Here is an 18864-nt window from a genome sequence, read left to right on the forward strand (position 1 = left end):
GATGCTGCTATGGCCACCGTTGCCGTTACCGATGATACCTTTGACGCCGAAGTGCGCCAATCCGATCTGCCCGTTGTGGTGGACTTTTGGGCCGAGTGGTGCGGCCCGTGCAAACAAATCGGTCCTGCGCTCGAAGAGCTGTCGGCCGAGATGGAAGGCAAAGTGAAGATCGTCAAAGTCGACGTGGACAGCAACCCGAACGCGCCGTCGCAAATGGGCGTTCGCGGCATTCCGGCGCTGTTTATCTTTAAAAACGGCGAGGTTGTCTCCAACCGCGCAGGCGCGGCGCCCAAAGCCACGCTGCAAAGCTGGATCGAAGACGCTATCTAAGCCCGAACAACATCTAAAGTGACACGAAAGAGGCGCCAACGGGCGCCTCTTTTGCGTTTGGACGTCGCGAACGTCAGACCGGCCAACCGTGCCGGCGCAGCGTCGTTTGGATTTTATCCGATGCGGTATCAAGGCTGGCGTTGATCGACATCTTTTGCAAAAACCACCACACATAGGCCGCATGAGCGATCGAAACATCCGGCGCGCGGGATATGGCATCGGCAACGCCAAGAGCCGGCACATTCAAAGACCCGTGATGAAAATCGATCTGCGCGAAAAGAACGCTGTTTTTCTTGAAGAAATGCGCTGCAAAAGCGACCGAAGAATTTTCACACACCACATAGTCACAGCCCGCAAGCAAGACCTCCATATCACCCATACGCACCGACAGGCGCGGATGCGCATCCGCCAGCACTTCGAGCGCCCCCAGTTCTGCGGCGCTATATGTTTCTTTGGGATGAAGCCCGGCGATCACCGAGCGATTTGGATCATGTTCCAATACCGCCTCGATCATGTCGATGGGCGATGCAGTTTGAAAGCTCCGACGCTCCAAAATCCGGCCCTGGAGCGGGATATAAACAAACCCATCGTGGGTGATATCTGGCGCTCCGAACAGGCGTTTTCGCCAGCGGCGGTAGAAACTTCCGGCCTCCTCTGACGGCACCTGCGCGGGATCAAACTCGGCTTGCGCCACACGCCATTCCCACCGCTTTGCGCTCGTCTCGATATGCCAGAACGGATAATAAAGATTGCGACGAATGGTCAGGGCACGGGTGTGAAATGGATCATCCATATGAAACAGGGCATAGCCATCAAAGCGGGCCGAAGCGAGACGGTTTTCGAGACTGTTCTGGCGGAAAACGCTGCGCAGCCCTGCCTCTTCGAGCACCGAGACGAGTTTGGCCAAGAACGGGTGTTCGCCCGCTTCGGCGCTGGCACGCATCTCGTCATCAAGGAAAAACTGAACAGTTTGGCTCTCATACATATGGGCAGGCTATCGCGGCGACAGAGTGCGGGCAAGGGCCGGCTCTGGCACCCGCACCCTTGTGCCGGACAGGGCAAGGCTCCATATATTGCCACAACACAGGAGGCAGTCATGGCAGACAATCAATTCCCCGGTTGGCACGGCACAACAATTATCGGCGTCAAAAAAGGCGGCAAGGTGACGATTGCTGGCGACGGGCAGGTCTCGCTCGGCCAAACCGTGATCAAAGGCACCGCACGCAAGGTGCGCCGGCTTAGCCCTGGCGGCTATGACGTGGTGGCCGGATTTGCCGGATCAACGGCGGATGCTTTCACGTTACTCGAACGGCTAGAGGCCAAATTGGAAGCCACGCCGGGACAATTGGCGCGCGCCTCTGTCGAATTGGCCAAGGACTGGCGCACGGATAAGTATCTGCAAAAACTCGAAGCGATGCTCATCGTCACGGATGGCGACGAGTTGCTGGTCATCACCGGCGCCGGCGATGTTTTGACCCCCGAACACGACGTCACAGCCATCGGATCGGGCGGCAATTTCGCCCTCGCCGCCGCGCGCGGTATGATGGACAGCGACAAAAACGCCGAAGAAATCGCCCGCGCGGCCATGGCGATTGCCGCTGATATCTGTGTCTATACCAACGGAAAATTGACCGTAGAAAGCATTTCGAAATGACTGATCTGACCCCCCGCGAGATTGTCTCAGAACTCGACCGTTTTGTAATTGGACAGGCCGATGCCAAACGCGCCGTGGCCGTGGCCCTACGCAACCGATGGCGGCGGCAACAATTGGCCGATGACCTGCGCGACGAGGTATATCCCAAGAACATCCTGATGATCGGACCAACAGGTGTTGGTAAAACTGAAATCTCTCGCCGTCTGGCCCGCCTTGCGCGTGCGCCCTTCATCAAGGTCGAGGCAACAAAATTCACCGAAGTCGGATATGTCGGCCGCGATGTCGAACAAATCATCCGCGATCTGGTGGACAGCGCCATTGCCATGACGCGCGAACAGATGCGCGAGGATGTCAAAGCCCGCGCCCACGCCGCCGCCGAAGAGCGCGTGATCGAAGCAATCGCCGGCACCGACGCCCGCGAAACCACCCGTGAGATGTTCCGCAAGAAACTCAAATCCGGCGAATTGGACGACACAGAAATCGAAATCGAAGTCGCAGATAACGGCGGATCAGGCATGCCAATGTTCGACATTCCCGGTCAACCGGGCGGGCAGATGGGCATGATGAACCTTGGCGATATGTTCGGCAAAGCCTTTGGCGGAAAGATGACCAAACGCAAGGTTACCGTATTGGACAGCTATGCCTTGCTGATCGGAGAAGAGGCCGACAAATTGCTCGACGATGAAAGCGTCAACCGCGCGGCTTTGACCGCTGTTGAGCAAAGCGGCATCGTGTTCTTGGACGAGATCGACAAAGTTTGCGCCCGTTCCGACGCGCGCGGCGGCGATGTCAGCCGTGAAGGCGTGCAACGCGATTTATTGCCTTTGATCGAGGGCACAACGGTTTCGACCAAATTCGGGCCGGTGAAAACCGACCATATCCTGTTCATCGCTTCGGGTGCGTTCCACATCGCCAAGCCCTCGGATTTGCTGCCGGAACTGCAGGGTCGTTTGCCGATCCGTGTCGAATTGCGCGCGCTGACCGAAGAAGATTTCGTGCGCATTCTGACCGAAACCGACAATGCGTTGACCCGCCAATACACCGCGCTGATGGCAACCGAAGAGGTCACCGTGACCTTCACCGAGGACGGCATTGCCGCACTGGCGCGGATCGCGGCGGATGTGAACCAATCGGTCGAAAACATCGGCGCGCGCCGGCTTTATACCGTGCTCGAACGGGTGTTCGAGGAGCTGTCCTTTTCTGCCCCTGATCGCGGCGGCGAGGACATCACCGTGGATGCAAAATTTGTCGAGGAAAACCTCGGCAGCCTGACAAAGTCAGCCGATGTGAGCCGCTATATGCTCTAAAACCTCTGGTCAACGCGCGGCGACATGGTACATGTTAGCAGCGGTTCACTTGGGAGCGACCATGCTGCGCGTTTTTGCTGTTATACTATTGGTTCTGGGAACGGGCTGCGCTGATCGTACCATGACCACATTGGTGCCCGAGGCGCTGGAAATTGGCACGGTTTATCCCGTGTTCGTGGCCACATCCCGTGCCCGCGATGATCGCGGCGTTTTTGGCAAAGACCGCAGTCGGACATTGAATTTCACCGAACTGAAGGTCTCTGTACCGCCTGAGCACGAGGCAGGAAAAATTCGCGCCGCCTCGACCCGCCCCGACCCACAGCGTCAGTTTACCATCGCCGCCGAAGACGATTTTGACGGCGAGAGCGAATTTATTAATGCCCTGTCTAAGCGCATAAAATCACAGCCCAAGGGCAACCGCGAAGTCACAATCTACGTGCATGGCTATAACAATAGCTTTTCCGATGGGGCCTTCCGAATTACGCAATTGATGCACGACATCGAACTGCCCGGTACGGCGGTGCATTACTCTTGGCCCTCGGCGGCAAATCCTTTGGGCTACACCCATGACCGCGACAGCATGCTGTTCGCCCGCGACGGGTTGGAAAAGCTGTTGCGCGATGTGCAAAAAGCAGGGCCAACCAGCATCATTTTGATTGGGCACTCGATGGGCACGCTCTTGGTGATGGAGGCCCTGCGACAGATCGAAATTGGCACCCCTGGATGGTCAGAAAACCGGTTGAGCGGTGTTATCTTGATCTCTCCTGATATTGATCTTGATCTCTTTCGCACCCAAGCAGACCGTATCGCGGACCTGCCACAGCCCTTCGCCATTTTCGTCTCTGAGCGCGACCGCGCATTGCGGCTTTCTGCCCGACTGAACGGAAGCTCAAAACGTTTGGGCAATCTGGAAGACCCCGATGAGCTGGCCGAATATCCGGTCACGATCGTGGATGTCAGCGAATTTGCGAACAGTGCAGATGGACACTTCACCTTTGGCACCTCGCCGACTTTGATCGCATTGCTCAAGGGGGCCGTCGATTTGGAAAAAGCCTTCCAATCGGATCGTGCTGGTATGGCGGGGCTATTGCCCGGCACGGCCCTCAATGTGCGCAACGCGACACAATTGATCCTGTCGCCGGCCTTGGCATTGGCCTTGCCCAACACCCAGTAAATCAGGGCCGACCTTTTCCGCCCGCGCCGCTAACGCCGCTGAAGGTAAACGTAATACGCGCCGCCTCCGCCGTGCTTCAGATGTGCTTCGGAGATTTGCAAGACCACCGAAGACAGGGGCGCCATCGCCAACCATTGCGGGACGTTGTGGCGCAAAACGCCGTGGCGCACGGGGATCGGCCCGCCGTCATCGCGGTTTTTGCCCTTGCCGGTCACCACAAGAACCAAGCGTTTGCCATCGGCATGCGCGGTCAGGATAAACCGCGTCAACGCGGGATGCGCTTGCGCCATTGTCATCCCGTGCAGATCAAGTTTACCTTCAGGGCGCATTTTGCCACGCTTGAGACGCGCAAAGGCCTTTTTGTCCATGCGCAACGGCGCGGCGGCAATCCGGTCCTGTACCGGCGGTAGCAAATCATGCCCGGCCGCATGCCTTTGTGCCTTTGCTCCAAGCGTGAAATCCTTATGGGGCTGGATGGTCCGTTGCGGTTTTGGTTTCGGATGTGGCGGGTGCGGTTCCGGTCCCTTTGTCGCGCGTTTTGGAGTCAAGCGTTCCGCTGTATCTGCCACCTGTTGCCAAAGCTCGATCTCATCGGGGCGCAGCCGGCGACGGGTCATTGGTATGCCTCCGCCAACCCGGTTGCCATTGGTTTGGGCAGCAATACCACCATACGCCCGCTGTCGTTCAAACGGCCTGCGGCATGTCCGGCCACCTCGCCGGTGCCAAAAAAGAGATCGGCGCGCTGCGCGCCCTTGATCGCAGATCCGGTGTCTTGCGCCACCATCAAGCGGCGCACAGGATGGGCGCCGTCTTTCTCAACCCACACCGGCGCACCAAGCGGCGTGATCGCCGGATCAACAGCAATGCTGCGATGGGCCGTGACCGAAACCCCCATCGCGCCGATCGGGCCTTGGTCTTCGGACACCTCGGTGACGTCACGGAAAAATACATAGGACGGATTGTGCAGCAACAGCTGCGCCCCCTCCACTGGATGGGCCCGCAGCCAGATTTTTAGAGCATCGGCCGAAAGGTCGGCAGCCGCAAACGTGCCACGCCGGACCAATTCGCGCCCGATCGAATAATATGGATGGCCATTTTTGCCCGCATAGCCAAGACGCATATAGTCACCGTCGCCAAAATGGATGCGCCCCGAACCTTGAACTTGCAGGAAGAAATGATCGACAGGGTCTTCTATCCAGGCCAGTTCCAACCCGCGATTTTCCAATACGCCGCTTCTCAATATCTCGCGGCGGCTGAACCATGGGCCGTCGGTTCCCACCTCAGGCGGCAAAGCATAAACCGGATGTGAAAAACGCGCGGACGGCGCCCGAGCACCGTCGATCTCCGGCTCATAATAACCGGTAAACAACGGCGGTTTGCTGTCACGGATAAGGGTCGGGTGGAAATGATCTTCGAAAAATGCGCGGGGATGTGCCGCATCGTCTGCACCGGCGCATATCGCGGCCCAGTCTGGCGCTACGAGCGCATCGCAGCTGTTCTTAAAGATCTGTAGAGCGACAGCATAATCGTCCTCGCCCCACCCATCCAGATCATCGAACGATAGGATATCATAGGATATTCCATTTGCGCGCTGCACGGCATCACCAAAAGCAGCAGGGGCGATAACGGCGGCGGTACAAAGCCCCGCCGCGACCGCCCGCCACGTCATTCACCTGTCGCGACAAGTATCCAGTTCGGATCGTCCGCGCCCATGTGCCGCTCAAAGCTCCAGACATCACGCTGGCGTTTGACCTTGCCGTCTTTGCCTTCGATGATATCGCCTTCGTTGTCGCGCACGATTGAGGTCAATTCGCCGGTGAAGCGAACATCCAATAAGGCGCGCCCTGTTTCTTCTTCGAAGAGCGCATCTTCAAGCCCCATTTCGCGCAGCCCGACAAATTCCGCCTCGATGGTCAGACCCTGCGCCCGGCGTGCTTCGACAACCTCGGCAAAGGTCTCGTAAACCTCTTCGCTAAGAAACGGTTTGATTTCAGCAAGTTCACCACGTTCAAACCCCATGAGGATCATCTCGTACGCGCCGCGTGCACCTTGCAAAAATTCACCGACGTTAAAGCTCGGCTCGGCGGTTTTCATCGCGGCCAGAGCCTTGGCAGCGGCGCTGTCTGCGGCAACGTGATCGGTGATATCGCGGTCGGGTCCGCCTTCGATGACTTCGAAATCGGGGCGTCCCGATACCGCATCGGCGGTTTTTGGCAACACCGGCTTCTCGAAACCCTCGCGGGTGCCGAGCACATTTTTCAGGCGCAAAATCAGGAAGATGGCAATGCCAGCCAGAACCAGAAGCTGAATGATAGGGGCGTTCATGTGATACCTCGTCTAGGGGCAGGGCATGGAAACCCGGCGTGCTTGCTCCTATGTAGGGATTGAGCGGGGCCAAGTCCACCATGCCAGCGTAAATGAGGCCCGCGTAATTGAGGAGAGTCCCCATGTGGCTATTGATTGCCTTTATCGCCGTGCCCCTGATTGAGATCACATTGTTTTTGCAAGTTGGTGGAGTGATCGGGACATTGCCAACGCTTGGGTTGGTGTTACTGACCGCTGTTGTTGGACATCAGTTGATGAAACAACAAGGTGCATTGGCGATGGGTGATGTGCGCAAATCCTTGGCCGATATGCGCGACCCAACCGAACCTTTGGCGCATGGGGCGATGATCCTTGTGGCCGGGGTCTTATTGCTAACTCCGGGGTTTTTCACGGATGCGGTTGGCATTGCATTGCTGCTGCCGCCGGTTCGGCGGGCGGTGATGCGCGAGGTCCGCAAACGGGTGAAAGTGGCACAATTCGATATGGGCGCCGCTGGCATGGGCGACTCCGGGCCGGTCAACCGGGGACCGGCGGCGCAAGGCGGTGACATTATCGATGTAGAATTTACCGAGATCGATCCCGACAAACGCCCGACGCATCGGCCTTCGGGTTGGACCAAGCATTGATCGCTTTCGGTTGAGACAGTGCGGCCATCCTGCTAAGGCTATAGCGATTTTATCAAAACCCCTTGGGAGACGACAGCAATGGCCGAAAATGGCAACGGCGCGGCACCGGAAATGCCCCAGATCAAAATGAACATCCTGACCCAATACATTCGCGACATGTCGTTCGAAAACGTGTTGGCGCAAAAGGGTGGCAAGGGCAACGTGCAACCGGATGTTCAGGTGCAAGTCAATCTTGACGCGAAACCGCGCGAAGCCGCCAATCAATTCGAAGTTGTGACCAAATTGGTTGTGACCTCCTCTGATAAAACCACTAAAGACACGCTGTTCCTCTTGGAAATCGAATATGCCGGTGTGTTCAACATCGAAGGCGTGCCCGAAGAGCAAATGCACCCGTTTTTGTTAATCGAATGCCCGCGCCTGACGTTCCCGTTCTTGCGCCGCATCGTATCGGATGTCACACGCGATGGTGGCTTCCCGCCGCTGAACCTCGACAACATTGATTTCGTGCAACTCTACCGTGCCGAAATTGCGCGCCGCCAACAAGAAACGGCACCTGTGTCCTAATTGCTTTAACCCGTGAACCGTGACCGTTCCCGTGTTATTTCAACCACATCGCGCCGTCGCCCATCGCCTCGATAAAGGCTGCATGGGCGGCGGCTTCTTCGTCGGTGAGGCGCGAGGGCAGGGGCACAGGGCGCGGGGTCGGTCGCCAATCGCTTTGGGTTTGCACCCGGTCGTTGTCATCGCGCACCGCGCCAAGCCCGAAATCAGGTTGCCGCCCGCCGATTAATTCAAGATAGACCTCAGCAAGAATTTCACTATCGAGCAACGCGCCGTGCAATGTCCGATTGGAATTGTCGATGCCGAAACGCCGACACAGCGCGTCCAGAGACGCAGGCGATCCGGGGAATTTTTTGCGCGCAATCGCCAGCGTATCGAGCGATTGACTCATCGGCAAAAGCGGCAGGCCCATCCATTTCAATTCCGCATTGAGAAATTTCATATCAAAGCTGGCGTTGTGGATCACCAATTTTGCATCCCCGACAAAATCCAGAAAATCCTGCCCGATTTTGGCAAAGACTGGCTTGTCACGCAAAAATTCGTCTCCCAATCCGTGCACCTCAAAGGCGCCTTGAGGCATGGAGCGTTCGGGATTGATATATTGATGATAGGTCTGGCCAGTCGGCATATGATTATAAAGCTCGACACACCCAATTTCGACAATCCGGTCGCCGCTTTCGGGCTCGAAGCCGGTGGTTTCCGTGTCCAATACGATCTCACGCATCACGCATCCGCCTTTTTACATCGGTGACAATATCTTGCACCTGCGCGCGCGCATGCTCAAGCGTATCGGTGATGATCACGTAATCGCTGCGGGCGCATTTTTCGTCATTGGGCATCTGTTTGGCGCGGATCGCTTCGAATTGCGCAAGGCTCATCGTGCCGCGGTCCATAACGCGTTTTTGTTGAAGTTCCGGTGATACAGAGACACATGCAACCGCATCCATCCGTTTTTCACCTCCGGTTTCAAACATCAACGGAATATCGTAGACGAGGATTTCTGCCTCGGCATTTGCGGCAAAGGCAGCCCGATCCTCAGCCAAAAGCGGATGCACGATTTTTTCGATCCGGGTAAGGGCAGACGCATCGGCTGCGATGATGTCTTTGAGACGGTTGCGCGACACTGCGCCCTCTTCAATCGCCGCAGGGAAGGCTGCCGCCATGGGCGCAACCGCTGCGCCGCCTTGGGCATAAAGACGGTGCACGGCGGCGTCGGCATCCCAAACCGCGCAGCCGGCCTCGGCAAACATTGCCGCAGTGGTAGATTTGCCCATTCCAATGGAGCCGGTGAGACCAAGACGGAAGCTCATCGCAAAGCCGCCGCACGCGCTGCGCTGTCGACCTCGGGGCGTTGCCCGAACCACCTCTCAAACGCGGGGACGGCCTGATGCAGTAGCATTCCCAAGCCATCGACCGTTGTGCATCCGGCTGCCTCTGCCTCCAATAACAAATGTGTCTTGAGCGGCGCATAAACGAGATCGGTGACCACAGCGGATTTTTGCAACCCGTCAAGCGGCACGCGCAAGTCGGGCTTACCCATCATTCCAAGAGACGTAGTATTGACCACAAGGCTTGCATCTTCAAGAATGTTACCCGCCTGCACCCAATCGACCACGGTCAAACGTTTGCCAAAATCATCTTGCAGTTTTTCCGCGCGGACCTTGGTCCGGTTGGAGATCAGGATTTCGGGCACACCAACGTCGAGCAAAGCCGCCACAACCGCCCGCGCCGCGCCACCTGCACCCAGAACCGCCGCCGGTGCGGCTTTGGGATCCCAATCCGGTGCGCCTTGGCGTAGGTTTTCGATAAAGCCAAAACCATCGGTATTGTCGGCGTGAATTTTCCCGTCCTTCCGAAAAATCAACGTATTGGCGGCGCCGATCAATGTGGCCCGGTCGGTGATCAAATCGGCGATCTGCATTACATGCTCTTTATGCGGCACCGTAATATTAACCCCGACAAATCCCATTTTAGGTAAGGTTTTCAACACGTTTTCCAGATCGTCAGACATCACATCCATCGGAATGTAATAGCCCTGTAACCCATGCATTTTGAGCCAATGTTGATGCAACTGTGGTGATTTTGAATGGGCTATCGGATGGCCAATCACACCGGCCAATGGGATACGATTCATGTTAAGTCTCCAGATCGCCGCGCAGGCTGAGATAAGAAAGCAGTTCAAGCAAAGGCATGCCCAGCACTGTAAAATAGTCGCCATCAACACGGGAAAACAAGCGCACGCCTTCTTCTTCGAGCTTATAACCGCCGACACTATGGCGGATGCTCTCCCAATTTCGGGTCAAATATGCGTCAAGGTATGTATCGGAAATGTCGCGCATTTGCATTCGCACCACACCGATATGTCGCCAAAGCGGTTTGCCATTCTCACATATCACCGCAGCCGAAAGCAATTGATGCTTGGCACCAGATAACGCCCGCAATTGCGTCTTCGCGTCTGCGCGGTCTTTGGGTTTGGAATAGAGTGTTCCCGCGTGATCCAACACTTGATCCGATCCGATCACCAAGGCGTCGGGGTGCTTTTCGCTTACCTTTCGGGCCTTCATTTCGGCCAATGTGTCGGCAATGTCGCGCGGGCTGGCCCCTTCGGCCAATAATGCATCGCGGATCATATCCTCGTCGATCCGCGGCTTAATCACCTCGAAGACAGCACCGGCATTGCGGAGCATTTTTGCCCGTATGTCCGAGCCCGACGCGAGGATGATTTTTACCATTTCATATGCCTGCCCATATCATCTGTGTATAACTCAGTGGAGGAGTGAACGGACTGTTTACGAATACTTAGCGTATAAATCTAGGCATGCTGTCGCTCTGTGGACAGACCGAATGTTTCAGCCGGTCCCAACCGGGTTTTCCAACAGGGGTAAGAGTAACTTTGTCTATGTGAACGAAGTGCTAATTCCGGTCTTACCCCATAGATTATCCACAGATGGATCCTGAATTTAAGTAATATATTTCAATTTCATACCCTCAGGTAATCGCAATATATCCCATGGTATAGCGCAACAGTTCTCCCGATGTGGAGAAGCCTTGTAGAACGCAATAATCCACTGCTTTGGGGTTTCCCTACTTCATCATCATCCTTTTTCTTTTCTTTATTTATTTATATGGAGATCCCGAAAGGGAGCTTTGAAATGATCGGTGATTTTCTAGCAGGGATCTATCCCTGGACCAAAGCGCTACACGTCATGTCAGTGATATCTTGGATGGCAGGATTGTTTTATTTGCCGCGTTTGTTTGTGCATCACACCGAACAGATTGCCAAAGGCGACAAGGCCGAAGAAGTTTTCATCGGAATGGAAACCAAACTGTTACGTGTGATTATGAATCCGGCGATGATTGCGACTTGGGTGTTTGGGTTGATGTTGGTGTTTACCCCCGGAATCGTGGATTGGTCGATGGTCTGGCCGTGGACCAAAGCCGCGTCGGTTCTTGTCATGACCTGGTTTCATCATTGGCTTGGCTACCGACGCAAGGATTTCCTTCGGGGTGAGAACACCGTGAGCGGTCGGCACTACCGAATGATGAATGAAGTTCCAACGCTGCTGATGATGGTAATCGTGCTTTCGGTTATTGTGAAATTCTAAGCGATGCTCTGCTTTCGTTGACTTGGCCTTTGCAGCCGCTTATGTAGCGATCAACCAGCCCGTCCGGGCATCGTGTTTTTCCAGATCAAATTATGACGCGCCATCGTTACGGGTGGTTTACGTGTCGAGGTATGCCCATGAGCGAAGAAGCCATTGTTGAACGTCTGAACCTGTCGGACCTCAAAGCCAAAAGTCCAAAAGACCTGCTGTCGATGGCAGAGGAATTGGAAATCGAAAACGCCTCGACCATGCGTAAGGGCGAGATGATGTTCTCGATCCTCAAGGAGATGGCCGAGGAGGATTGGGAAATCGGCGGCGACGGGGTGCTCGAAGTGCTCCAGGACGGATTCGGGTTTTTGCGTAGCCCCGAAGCGAACTATCTACCCGGTCCCGATGATATCTATGTTTCTCCGGATATGATCCGCCAATATTCGCTGCGCACCGGTGATACCATCGAAGGCTTGATGGCAGCGCCGTCAGGGGATGAACGATATTTTGCATTGCAAACCGTCAGCCGGATCAATTTCGAAGATCCCGAACGCGCCCGTCATAAAATTGCCTTTGACAACCTGACGCCGCTTTATCCTGATGAGCGTTTGAACATGGAAATCGAAGATCCGACGGTCAAAGACCGTTCGGCGCGGATTATCGATTTGGTCGCCCCGATTGGTAAAGGTCAACGGTCGCTTATCGTGGCCCCGCCGCGGACTGGTAAAACCGTGCTGTTGCAAAATATCGCTCATTCGATCGAACAGAACCATCCCGAATGTTATTTGATTGTTTTGCTGATCGATGAACGTCCCGAAGAAGTGACGGATATGCAGCGATCCGTGAAGGGCGAAGTCGTGTCTTCGACCTTTGATGAACCCGCGACCCGCCACGTTGCTGTATCGGAGATGGTAATTGAAAAGGCTAAGCGCCTTGTTGAACATAAACGCGATGTGGTGATCCTGCTCGATTCCATCACACGGCTTGGCCGCGCGTTTAATACCGTTGTGCCGTCCTCTGGCAAGGTTCTGACCGGCGGTGTGGATGCGAATGCCCTGCAACGTCCCAAACGCTTCTTCGGTGCCGCGCGGAACATTGAGGAGGGTGGATCTTTGACGATCATTGCCACCGCATTGATCGATACAGGATCTCGTATGGATGAGGTCATCTTCGAAGAATTCAAAGGCACGGGCAACTCGGAAATCGTTCTTGACCGTAAGGTGGCTGACAAACGTGTCTTCCCGGCGATGGACATTTTGAAATCGGGCACTCGCAAAGAAGACCTTCTTGTGGATAAAGTCGATCTGCAAAAGACCTTTGTTTTGCGCCGTATTCTCAACCCGATGGGAACCACGGATGCCATCGAATTCCTGATCTCGAAATTGAAGCAGACCAAAACGAATTCTGACTTCTTCGATTCGATGAACACCTAATTTTCGCACGAAAACAATAGGTTATGTAGTGGACACGATCTTCGCCTTGGCAACGTCGGCGGGCAAAGCTGGCGTTGCAGTGATCCGAATATCCGGACCGTCAGCCTTCGCGGCGGCGGGTTCTATTGCGGGTGGTTTGCCCCGACCGCGGGTGGCGGGATTGCGGCGGTTAACCGGGCCGGATGGTGTTATGCTTGATGAGGCGCTGGTGCTTTGTTTTGCAGAAGGGGCGAGCTTTACTGGTGAAGAGGTCGTCGAGCTGCAGCTTCACGGCTCCATGGCTGTCGTTGCTGAGGTGATGCGGGTGCTCTCGGAACTACCTGATTTGCGGCTTGCCGAGCCAGGCGAGTTTACCCGCCGGGCTTTGGCGTCCGGGCAGTTGGATTTGGCACAGGTTGAAGGTCTTGCCGATTTGATCGATGCGGAAACCGAAGCGCAGCGCAAACAGGCATTACGCGTGCTTTCAGGTGAATTAGGGTCGAAAGCTGAAGAATGGCGGCGAGATTTGATCCGAGCGGCGGCGCTTCTCGAGGCGACCATTGATTTCGCCGATGAGGATGTTCCTGTCGATGTATCTCCGGAGGTGACCACGCTTTTGACCCGTGTTCGGGCATCCATGGCCACTGAAATCGCGGGCGTTGCGGCTGCTGAACGTATTCGTAGCGGGTTTGAAGTGGCCATTGTCGGCGCGCCGAATGTTGGAAAGTCCACCTTATTGAATCGTCTTGCTGGACGTGATGCGGCAATTACCTCTGAATACGCTGGTACGACGCGCGATGTTATCGAAGTGCGCATGGATATTGCCGGATTGCCTGTGACGCTTTTGGATACGGCGGGTTTGCGTGAAACCGAAGATCACGTTGAGGCGATCGGCATTTCGCGCGCGCGCGCCCGTGCCGAAGCAGCCGATTTGCGGGTTTTTCTGATCCATCGGGGTGAGATGCCCGAGCTGTCGATAGAACCGGACGACATTGTTATGTTGGCGAAGGCCGACCTATCCGGCGAGACATGCGGGGCGATTTCCGGTGTCACCGGTCAGGGGGTGGATGACCTTGTTTCGCAGATCGGTTCTGTCTTGTCGGCGCGCACGCTAAATGTCGGAATTGCCACGCGTGCCCGGCATCGTTCCGCTATGATGCGTGCAGACGAATCGTTAATGGCCGCTGAAGCCCATATTGCGTCGGCTTTCGAAGAGTCGGACATTGTGGCTGAAGAATTGCGTAGCTCTGTGCGGGCTTTGGAATCTCTGGTCGGACGTATTGATGTGGAGAACCTGCTGGACGAGATATTCTCCAGCTTTTGCCTCGGAAAGTGAGGAGTGTTTCACGTGAAACATTTTGATTTTGACGTAGTCGTAATTGGCGGCGGTCACGCCGGTACGGAGGCAGCACATGCCGCTGCACGTATGGGCGCCCGCACTGCGCTTCTGACTTTGAAACGGGATGGCATTGGCGTGATGTCGTGCAATCCTGCTATTGGCGGACTTGGCAAAGGCCATCTCGTGCGAGAGATTGACGCATTAGACGGGGTTATGGGTAAGGTCGCGGATCGCGCCGGCATACAATTTAGGTTGCTGAATCGCCGTAAAGGCCCCGCCGTGCAAGGCCCACGCACTCAAGCGGATCGAAAGATCTATCGCGAAACTATGCTTTCCTTTACCGAAGCGCAGGACGGATTAGAAATTATCGAAGGCGAAGCCATTGATTTCGTGATTGAGGACGGCCACGTTCGCGGCGTCTTGCTTGACGGTGGTCGCGAAATCAGCAGTGCAGCCGTGATCCTCACCACGGGAACCTTTTTGCGGGGTGTGATTCATATTGGTGATGTGTCTCGCCCGGGCGGACGGATGGGTGATAAACCCTCAGTGAAGCTGGCGGAGCGGATTGACAGCTTTGATCTTCCTCTTGGTCGGTTAAAGACGGGGACACCGCCGCGTCTGGATGGTCGCAGCATTGAGTGGGACGCACTGGACAGCCAGCCAGCGGATGATGATCCGGTGCTGTTCTCGTTTATGTCGAAGGCTCCGTTTGTAAAGCAAATTTCCTGCGGGATCACACATACAAATGAAGCAACGCATCGCATCATCCGTGATAATCTCGAACGATCGGCGATGTATGGCGGGCATATTTCCGGCGTTGGTCCGCGATACTGCCCCTCGATTGAGGATAAGATTGTCCGTTTTGCAGACAAAGAATCTCATCAAATTTTTCTCGAACCAGAGGGGCTTGACGATCACACGGTGTATCCGAACGGGATCTCGACCTCTCTTCCCGAGGATGTGCAACAGGCCTATATTCACTCGATTGTTGGGCTCGAGAAGGCGGTTATCCTGCAACCTGGCTATGCAATTGAATATGATTACGTAGACCCGCGGGCGTTGGATGCGGCGCTTCAGGTCAAAAAAGTTCCAGGTCTGTATTTGGCGGGGCAGATAAATGGCACCACCGGATATGAAGAGGCTGCCGCACAGGGCATGGTGGCAGGACTAAATGCCGCTCTCAGCGCTTCGGGCCGCGATGCCTATCATTTTAGCCGTGCCGAGAGTTATATTGGCGTGATGATTGATGATCTCATTACACGAGGCGTGACAGAGCCCTATCGTATGTTCACGTCGCGCGCGGAGTTTCGTCTGTCATTGCGCGCGGACAATGCCGACCAAAGACTTACACCGGTCGGAATCGAGTTGGGTTGCGTCGGTGAAACGCGCCGCCGGGTATTCTTGAATAAATCCTCACGGCTCTCCGAGGGCCTTAGGTTGTTGTCGGAAAAAACATATACACCACAGCAACTTGCTAAGACAGGTGTGTCCCTTGCCCAGGATGGGGCGCGGCGCACGGGATTTCAGCTTCTCTCCTTGCCGGAGGTTGGGTTTGATGTCTTGTGTCGCTTGGATGAAAGTCTTGCGTCGATTGACGCCGAGATCGGCGACCAGCTTGCGAAAGATGCCCTTTATGCGAATTACATCGAGCGACAGCAACGCGATGTTGATGCCATCAAGCGTGATGAGGCACAAATCATTCCCGCAGGACTTATTTATGAGGAAATTGACGGGCTGACCAGCGAGCAAAAGATTAAGCTCGCGAAGGCGCGGCCTGGAAATCTTGCACAAGCGGCGCGCATTGAGGGCATGACGCCGGCGGCGCTCACTCTCTTGATGTCCAAGCTGCGGCAGATCAAGCGGAGCAAAACAGCATGAGGCCAGCGATGAATGTTTCACGTGAAACATTGGAACGACTTGAGATCTACGCGTCACTTCTCGAAAAGTGGAATCCAAAGATCAACCTCGTATCGAAGGCGTCGCTTGAGCACCTGTGGGAGCGCCATATCCGGGATTCAATTCAAGTTGCACAGGCCATACATCACCCGGTGAAACATTGGGTAGATCTGGGCAGCGGCGGCGGTTTCCCGGGCCTCGTCGTGGCCCTTATGGCGTCTGATATAGGTGTAGATCAGGTGACCTTGATTGAAAGCGACCAGAGGAAATGCGCATTTCTGCGGACGGTATTGCGCGAAACCTCCGTGTCCGGTGAGGTGATTCAGGAGAGAATCGAAATCGCACCTCCACAATCGGCTAATGTTCTGTCTGCACGTGCATTGACGGATCTGTCGGGCCTCCTTGGATTTGCGATGCGGCACCTCGCTGAAGGGGGCATCTGTTTGTTCCCAAAGGGAGTGAACTGGGAAAAAGAGGTGGAAGCGGCCCGCGAAGAGTGGCAGTTTAGCGTTGAAGCCGTGCCCAGCCAAATCGAGGCGGGCGCTGCGATTTTGCGAATCGGAGAAATCTCTCGTGTCTGACCCGTCGCGGCCGAATGGCCCCCGAATTATTGCCGTCGCAAATCAAAAGGGTGGCGTAGGCAAAACCACCACGACTATAAATCTTGGCGCGGCCTTGGCGGAACGCGGGTGCCGGGTTTTGGTTGTTGATCTGGACCCGCAAGGCAATGCTTCCACTGGATTGGGAATCGATCCGGAGGCGCGTGACTATACCGCTTATGAATTGCTGCTCGAAGATGTGCCTCTTGATGATGTAATTTTACCGACGAGCAGCGACGGTCTATTTATTATTCCGGCGACAGTGGACCTTAGCTCGGCCGACATCGACTTGATCTCAAACGAAAAAAGAAGCTTTTTATTGCATGACGCTTTGCGGCAAACGGCAATGGACGCGTTTGAACTCGACTATATATTGATTGATTGCCCGCCGTCTTTGAACCTGTTGACTGTGAACGCGATGGTCGCGGCACATTCGGTTCTTGTGCCACTTCAAAGTGAGTTTTTTGCATTGGAAGGTCTGTCGCAATTGATGTTGACCATCCGCGAGGTGCGCGAGGCGGCCAATCCCGCGCTACGCATCGAAGGGATCGTTATGACGATGTATGACGCCCGCAACCGTTTGTCTCAGCAGGTAGAAATGGATGCACGTGACAATCTTGGCGATCTCGTTTTTCAAACGATTATCCCACGCAACGTGCGGGTCAGCGAGGCGCCCTCCTATTCGGTTCCGGTTCTGAGCTATGATTCAAATTCAAAAGGAGCTGCTGCATATAGAGCGCTGGCGGCTGAATTATTAACGCAACATGCGCCGGTCGCGGCATAGGGGGCCTTATGAGTGAGAAGATGAAAAAGAGCCGGGGGTTAGGCCGCGGTTTGTCGGCGCTTATGGCAGATGTAGTGGTCGATCCAGCAGTTGACGCTCAATCTGGTGTAGTGCAGAGCCCTGATATGATGGTGCCAATTGAAAAAGTGGTTCCGAATCCAGATCAGCCGAGGCGCCATTTCACCCCGGAGCAGCTTGAAGAACTTGCGGCTTCGATCAAGGAAAAAGGTATCATCCAACCGCTGATCGTGCGGCCGCGTCCGCATGGCGACGGTGAGTTTGAAATCGTCGCGGGAGAGCGTCGCTGGCGTGCCGCTCAGATGGCGCAACTTCACCGTATTCCGGTTTTGGTGCGCGAATTTGATGATACCGAGGTTCTCGAAGTCGCGATCATTGAAAATATCCAACGCGCGGATCTAAATCCAGTAGAAGAGGCGATGGGCTATCGTCAGTTGATGGACAAGTTTGGGCACACGCAAGAAAAACTGGCGCAGGCGTTGGGCAAAAGCCGTAGCTACCTCGCCAACCTCATGCGGTTGCTACAATTGCCCGATGAAGTGCTTGTTTATCTGCGCGAAGGGCAGCTTTCAGCGGGTCATGCCCGAGCGTTGATTACATCCGATGATCCCGTCGGGCTTGCTAAAAAGGTCATTAAAAACGGCTTGTCCGTGCGTGAAACCGAACGGCTGGCTAGGCAGGCCGGTGCGCCAAAGATTGGCGCGCGGCCGCAGAAAACGGTTTCAGCGCAGGTTGAAAAAGACGCCGACACGCGGGCGCTTGAGGGCGACTTGTCTGCGGCTTTGGGGATGAAGGTGTCGGTTGATCACAAAAGCGGCGCGGATGCAGGGCAATTGGTGATCAAGTATGAAACGCTTGATGAGCTGGATGAACTTTGCCGGATTTTGAGCGCTACGCGTTAGGCCGTGTCCATAGGAAAATAAGCACAGCAGTTAGGACAATGCCTTGAATGATAAGAATATAATTTGCAACGCCCAAGGCAACCGACAATCCAAAGGCCAAGCCAACTGATAGGGTCGCCAATTGTTTGCCGCGCCGGGATATTGCGCCCGTGGATTGCCAGTCTCCGATCGGCGGGCCAAACTTGGGGTGGCTTAGAAGCCAGTTGTGCAATCGTTCTGATGAGCGGGCAAAGCAAAACGCCGCAAGCAGGAATAGCGGCACCGTTGGAAGTAGGGGCAAGACGATACCCATGATGCCAATGGCCATCGAGATCAGCCCGCCGACGACCCAGAGCAATCGCATT

General features: G+C 55.3%; 22 protein-coding genes. 13 read left to right on the forward strand and 9 right to left on the reverse strand.

From position 1 onward, the window contains the following. Positions 1-9 precede the first annotated feature (9 nt). Entirely contained in the window at positions 10-330 is a 321-nt protein-coding gene (gene trxA, locus DI396_RS09000; RefSeq protein ID WP_110795884.1) for a thioredoxin, read from the forward strand. 73 nt (positions 331-403) lie between these two features. Here the strand turns inward: trxA and DI396_RS09005 are convergent, their stop codons facing one another. After that, entirely contained in the window at positions 404-1315 is a 912-nt protein-coding gene (locus tag DI396_RS09005; protein ID WP_110795885.1) for a hypothetical protein, read from the reverse strand. A 111-nt stretch (positions 1316-1426) separates the two neighbouring features. Between DI396_RS09005 and hslV the strand changes: the two genes are divergently transcribed. The 3 genes from hslV (at position 1427) to DI396_RS09020 (ending at position 4465) form a co-directional block, all read left to right on the forward strand. Beyond that, positions 1427-1984 carry an ATP-dependent protease subunit HslV gene (hslV, locus tag DI396_RS09010; protein ID WP_110795886.1) on the forward strand — a complete coding sequence of 186 codons (558 nt, stop codon included), beginning with the start codon at positions 1427-1429 and terminating at the stop codon, positions 1982-1984. Further along, on the forward strand, positions 1981-3291 hold the full coding sequence (hslU, locus tag DI396_RS09015) for an ATP-dependent protease ATPase subunit HslU (RefSeq protein WP_110795887.1): 1311 nt from the start codon (positions 1981-1983) through the stop codon (positions 3289-3291). Before hslV ends, hslU begins: the two co-directional genes overlap by 4 nt. A 61-nt stretch (positions 3292-3352) precedes the next feature. Continuing rightward, positions 3353-4465, forward strand: coding sequence for an alpha/beta hydrolase (locus DI396_RS09020; protein WP_162617194.1), 1113 nt, complete (start codon positions 3353-3355; stop codon positions 4463-4465). 29 nt (positions 4466-4494) lie between these two features. Here the strand turns inward: DI396_RS09020 and DI396_RS09025 are convergent, their stop codons facing one another. From DI396_RS09025 to DI396_RS09035, 3 genes are read right to left on the reverse strand one after another with little or no spacing between them, the layout of a single operon-like run. Further along, the gene (locus DI396_RS09025; protein WP_110795889.1) at positions 4495-5082 is read right to left on the reverse strand and encodes a Smr/MutS family protein; all 588 of its coding nucleotides are present in this window, start codon (positions 5080-5082) and stop codon (positions 4495-4497) included. Further along, positions 5079-6134: a murein transglycosylase A gene (mltA, locus tag DI396_RS09030; RefSeq protein ID WP_110795890.1), complete on the reverse strand. Its 1056-nt coding sequence runs from the start codon at positions 6132-6134 to the stop codon at positions 5079-5081. The genes DI396_RS09025 and mltA overlap by 4 nt, the downstream gene beginning before the upstream one ends. Beyond that, positions 6131-6790, reverse strand: a complete 660-nt coding sequence (locus tag DI396_RS09035) for a Tim44/TimA family putative adaptor protein (protein WP_110795891.1) — start codon at positions 6788-6790, stop codon at positions 6131-6133. Before DI396_RS09035 ends, mltA begins: the two co-directional genes overlap by 4 nt. Before the next feature lie 122 nt (positions 6791-6912). Between DI396_RS09035 and DI396_RS09040 the strand changes: the two genes are divergently transcribed. Then, complete coding sequence (locus DI396_RS09040) at positions 6913-7416, forward strand: FxsA family protein (protein ID WP_110795892.1); 504 nt, start codon at positions 6913-6915, stop codon at positions 7414-7416. A 78-nt stretch (positions 7417-7494) separates the two neighbouring features. Next, positions 7495-7980 (forward strand): protein-export chaperone SecB, encoded by a 486-nt coding sequence (gene secB / locus DI396_RS09045; RefSeq protein ID WP_110795893.1) that lies wholly within the window; start codon positions 7495-7497, stop codon positions 7978-7980. Between the two features lie 34 nt (positions 7981-8014). Here the strand turns inward: secB and dnaQ are convergent, their stop codons facing one another. From dnaQ to DI396_RS09065, 4 genes are read right to left on the reverse strand one after another with little or no spacing between them, the layout of a single operon-like run. Continuing rightward, positions 8015-8701 carry a DNA polymerase III subunit epsilon gene (dnaQ, locus tag DI396_RS09050; protein ID WP_110795894.1) on the reverse strand — a complete coding sequence of 229 codons (687 nt, stop codon included), beginning with the start codon at positions 8699-8701 and terminating at the stop codon, positions 8015-8017. Then, positions 8694-9287 (reverse strand): dephospho-CoA kinase, encoded by a 594-nt coding sequence (gene coaE, locus DI396_RS09055; protein ID WP_110795895.1) that lies wholly within the window; start codon positions 9285-9287, stop codon positions 8694-8696. The genes dnaQ and coaE overlap by 8 nt, the downstream gene beginning before the upstream one ends. Next, a complete protein-coding gene (locus tag DI396_RS09060) occupies positions 9284-10111 on the reverse strand; it encodes a shikimate dehydrogenase (RefSeq protein WP_110795896.1) in 828 nt (275 codons plus the stop codon). Before DI396_RS09060 ends, coaE begins: the two co-directional genes overlap by 4 nt. Position 10112: 1 nt before the next feature. Beyond that, a complete protein-coding gene (locus tag DI396_RS09065; protein ID WP_110795897.1) occupies positions 10113-10709 on the reverse strand; it encodes a Maf family protein in 597 nt (198 codons plus the stop codon). Positions 10710-11129: 420 nt separating this feature from the next. Between DI396_RS09065 and DI396_RS09070 the strand changes: the two genes are divergently transcribed. The 7 genes from DI396_RS09070 (at position 11130) to DI396_RS09100 (ending at position 18520) form a co-directional block, all read left to right on the forward strand. Next, entirely contained in the window at positions 11130-11582 is a 453-nt protein-coding gene (locus tag DI396_RS09070; protein ID WP_110796039.1) for a CopD family protein, read from the forward strand. Between the two features lie 137 nt (positions 11583-11719). Beyond that, a complete protein-coding gene (rho, locus tag DI396_RS09075; RefSeq protein ID WP_110795898.1) occupies positions 11720-13003 on the forward strand; it encodes a transcription termination factor Rho in 1284 nt (427 codons plus the stop codon). 28 nt (positions 13004-13031) lie between these two features. Continuing rightward, positions 13032-14318 (forward strand): tRNA uridine-5-carboxymethylaminomethyl(34) synthesis GTPase MnmE, encoded by a 1287-nt coding sequence (gene mnmE, locus DI396_RS09080; protein ID WP_110795899.1) that lies wholly within the window; start codon positions 13032-13034, stop codon positions 14316-14318. A 3-nt stretch (positions 14319-14321) separates the two neighbouring features. Continuing rightward, positions 14322-16199, forward strand: a complete 1878-nt coding sequence (gene mnmG, locus DI396_RS09085) for a tRNA uridine-5-carboxymethylaminomethyl(34) synthesis enzyme MnmG (RefSeq protein WP_204362824.1) — start codon at positions 14322-14324, stop codon at positions 16197-16199. An 8-nt stretch (positions 16200-16207) separates the two neighbouring features. Further along, on the forward strand, positions 16208-16798 hold the full coding sequence (gene rsmG / locus DI396_RS09090) for a 16S rRNA (guanine(527)-N(7))-methyltransferase RsmG (RefSeq protein ID WP_235851802.1): 591 nt from the start codon (positions 16208-16210) through the stop codon (positions 16796-16798). Continuing rightward, the gene (locus tag DI396_RS09095) at positions 16791-17600 is read left to right on the forward strand and encodes a ParA family protein (protein ID WP_110795902.1); all 810 of its coding nucleotides are present in this window, start codon (positions 16791-16793) and stop codon (positions 17598-17600) included. The genes rsmG and DI396_RS09095 overlap by 8 nt, the downstream gene beginning before the upstream one ends. Positions 17601-17608: 8 nt before the next feature. Next, positions 17609-18520, forward strand: a complete 912-nt coding sequence (locus DI396_RS09100) for a ParB/RepB/Spo0J family partition protein (RefSeq protein ID WP_110795903.1) — start codon at positions 17609-17611, stop codon at positions 18518-18520. Here DI396_RS09100 and DI396_RS09105 read toward each other — a convergent pair. Then, positions 18510-18863 (reverse strand): YbaN family protein, encoded by a 354-nt coding sequence (locus DI396_RS09105; protein WP_110795904.1) that lies wholly within the window; start codon positions 18861-18863, stop codon positions 18510-18512. The two genes, DI396_RS09100 and DI396_RS09105, sit on opposite strands and share 11 nt — an antisense overlap. Position 18864: the final 1 nt, after the last annotated feature.

Source organism: Litorivita pollutaquae (assembly GCF_003205515.1).
In the GTDB taxonomy this organism is placed as follows: Bacteria; Pseudomonadota; Alphaproteobacteria; order Rhodobacterales; family Rhodobacteraceae; genus Litorivita; species Litorivita pollutaquae.

What these genes read in the sequence shown, in the direction of transcription:
- trxA (WP_110795884.1), top strand. Translation starts at nt 10, where the DNA reads ATGGCCACCGTTGCCGTTACCGATGATACCTTTGACGCCGAAGTGCGC.
- DI396_RS09005 (WP_110795885.1), bottom strand. Translation starts at nt 1,315, where the DNA reads ATGTATGAGAGCCAAACTGTTCAGTTTTTCCTTGATGACGAGATGCGT.
- hslV (WP_110795886.1), top strand. Translation starts at nt 1,427, where the DNA reads ATGGCAGACAATCAATTCCCCGGTTGGCACGGCACAACAATTATCGGC.
- hslU (WP_110795887.1), top strand. Translation starts at nt 1,981, where the DNA reads ATGACTGATCTGACCCCCCGCGAGATTGTCTCAGAACTCGACCGTTTT.
- DI396_RS09020 (WP_162617194.1), top strand. Translation starts at nt 3,353, where the DNA reads ATGCTGCGCGTTTTTGCTGTTATACTATTGGTTCTGGGAACGGGCTGC.
- DI396_RS09025 (WP_110795889.1), bottom strand. Translation starts at nt 5,082, where the DNA reads ATGACCCGTCGCCGGCTGCGCCCCGATGAGATCGAGCTTTGGCAACAG.
- mltA (WP_110795890.1), bottom strand. Translation starts at nt 6,134, where the DNA reads ATGACGTGGCGGGCGGTCGCGGCGGGGCTTTGTACCGCCGCCGTTATC.
- DI396_RS09035 (WP_110795891.1), bottom strand. Translation starts at nt 6,790, where the DNA reads ATGAACGCCCCTATCATTCAGCTTCTGGTTCTGGCTGGCATTGCCATC.
- DI396_RS09040 (WP_110795892.1), top strand. Translation starts at nt 6,913, where the DNA reads ATGTGGCTATTGATTGCCTTTATCGCCGTGCCCCTGATTGAGATCACA.
- secB (WP_110795893.1), top strand. Translation starts at nt 7,495, where the DNA reads ATGGCCGAAAATGGCAACGGCGCGGCACCGGAAATGCCCCAGATCAAA.
- dnaQ (WP_110795894.1), bottom strand. Translation starts at nt 8,701, where the DNA reads ATGCGTGAGATCGTATTGGACACGGAAACCACCGGCTTCGAGCCCGAA.
- coaE (WP_110795895.1), bottom strand. Translation starts at nt 9,287, where the DNA reads ATGAGCTTCCGTCTTGGTCTCACCGGCTCCATTGGAATGGGCAAATCT.
- DI396_RS09060 (WP_110795896.1), bottom strand. Translation starts at nt 10,111, where the DNA reads ATGAATCGTATCCCATTGGCCGGTGTGATTGGCCATCCGATAGCCCAT.
- DI396_RS09065 (WP_110795897.1), bottom strand. Translation starts at nt 10,709, where the DNA reads ATGGTAAAAATCATCCTCGCGTCGGGCTCGGACATACGGGCAAAAATG.
- DI396_RS09070 (WP_110796039.1), top strand. Translation starts at nt 11,130, where the DNA reads ATGATCGGTGATTTTCTAGCAGGGATCTATCCCTGGACCAAAGCGCTA.
- rho (WP_110795898.1), top strand. Translation starts at nt 11,720, where the DNA reads ATGAGCGAAGAAGCCATTGTTGAACGTCTGAACCTGTCGGACCTCAAA.
- rsmG (WP_235851802.1), top strand. Translation starts at nt 16,208, where the DNA reads ATGAATGTTTCACGTGAAACATTGGAACGACTTGAGATCTACGCGTCA.
- DI396_RS09100 (WP_110795903.1), top strand. Translation starts at nt 17,609, where the DNA reads ATGAGTGAGAAGATGAAAAAGAGCCGGGGGTTAGGCCGCGGTTTGTCG.
- DI396_RS09105 (WP_110795904.1), bottom strand. Translation starts at nt 18,863, where the DNA reads ATGCGATTGCTCTGGGTCGTCGGCGGGCTGATCTCGATGGCCATTGGC.